We start from the raw sequence: 1,659 nt of genomic DNA on the forward strand, positions 1-1,659 counted from the left end.
TTCATCGAATGTTATGTTATCAGACATGGTAACCTCGTATTTTATTAACCCTGTAATTACTCTTTTTTGGGAAAGAGCCATTTGCTGTCTGAAAGACAACGTCCTTTCTTTAAAATAATGTCAGACTTAATCATGTAGCCCGACAGTTTGGTGAACTGACCGCGTTTATCCGGCGAGTCATATTTATGATAAGAGTAAAGACCCTTACCATTTCGTGAGTGATGAAGGCCCAGTGATTCAAAGTTTCTCTGCAGCTTGTTTTTTTCGTATTTATTATCTGCCTGCGAGGAAATAAACCTGAAAAACACATCGGGCGATATCATAAAAATAAAACCGGACAGTACATGCAGAAGACTGTCGGACTCATTGACGGTAACTTTTCCTGCCTCCACGCTCTCCCGCAGCCAGTCCAGAAAAACGTTGCCCTCAGAGGGTTCACTGTCGCCCGCCGGCTTCCCGTCTTCCGTTTGCTCCTGCTTCGTTAACTCAGCAGATTGTCCGGCTGGTAAAGCGGGTGCCTCCCCTTTAGCCATCAGGTCCAGTACCGAAAGTAAATCCACTTCCTGTTTAATTTCTGAACCTTCCTTTTCATTTTCACCCTCTGAACCATACTCAGTGTCTTCGCGCCCGCTGAGGGCAGACTGCAGTGCGGAGCTCAGTACCGGTAACTCTGGTATTTCTGTTCCGGGAGCTGCCTCCTCTCCGGCTGCCTGTGAGGGAGTATACGTTACCGCTTCGCTTTCAATTTGCTCTGAAACATTTGCTGAATTGATGTGACTCGACAAAAGAACAGGTGCGTTATCTGCTAAATTTGGGGGATTATCAGCATGTTGCATTTCCGTCGTCGGGTTTACAGAAGACGTGCCAGTAATATCTGAAAGGCCACTCATTTCCAGACCCGCCCCCGCCCCCTCCCGCGCCTGCATGATGATGCTGTAAAGCACACCGCCACGCTCACCCGACAGAAACTGAAGAAGACAGCGTGACGCTTCCGGCCACTGGTGAAGCCACAGCATGCCGGTCTCAGGCAGCAGCTTTGCCGCCATGTACTGACCTGTCAGGGCCGGAGCCCGGGCAGTCTTTACGGGCCGGACCCGCCACGGACTGTCCGGCGTGTGCAGCCCCGGATACCAGATTTTTCCGGACTGCGTCGCGCCTTCCACCTGCGTCAGCCAGGGCAGATGATGGAACAGGCCTGCCCAGAATACCGCACAGACCCAGCCCGGAGCCTGTGCCGACTGCTCTTCAGGTGTGGCGCCGGGCGGCAGCATCATTCCCCTGACGAGCCTGACTGCCCGCACTGCCACGCCGAGGCTCAGGTCACCAAATCCCCCCGGTGACGAATAGGCACCGTTCCATGCGGCCGGGCAGTCCTGCACACGCTCAAGCATCGTCTGCGCAGGCTTCAGCCACCACGCATCGGTGACGGACTGTGAAAGCGGGCTGTTATCTGCCAGCATTCTGACAAACCTGCGGCGCTCCTCCGTCTGCAAAAGCGTACTGCCATCCAGAACCGGGCGAAACGCCACCTCTCTGACGACCGTATCCGCCGGCTGCTCTGCAGGCCTGTTGTTTCCCCGCCCCGTCAGCCACTTCATCACCCGCTCCATCGACACCCGCTCTTTATCTGAAATGACGTAACGCTAAGAGACGGGGCGA

The 1,659-nt window shown here is 54.3% G+C and carries 1 protein-coding gene; it reads right to left on the reverse strand.

Going from position 1 to position 1,659, the window contains the following annotated elements; all coding sequences use genetic code 11:
- Window positions 1-56: 56 nt before the first annotated feature.
- Complete coding sequence (locus RAC65_RS22240) at window positions 57-1,598, reverse strand: conjugal transfer nickase/helicase domain-containing protein (RefSeq protein WP_375097318.1); 1,542 nt, start codon at window positions 1,596-1,598, stop codon at window positions 57-59.
- Between the last annotated feature and the right edge of the window lie 61 nt (window positions 1,599-1,659).

The organism is Pantoea sp. BS_8 (assembly GCF_041954965.1).
Taxonomy (GTDB): Bacteria; Pseudomonadota; Gammaproteobacteria; order Enterobacterales; family Enterobacteriaceae; genus Pantoea; species Pantoea stewartii.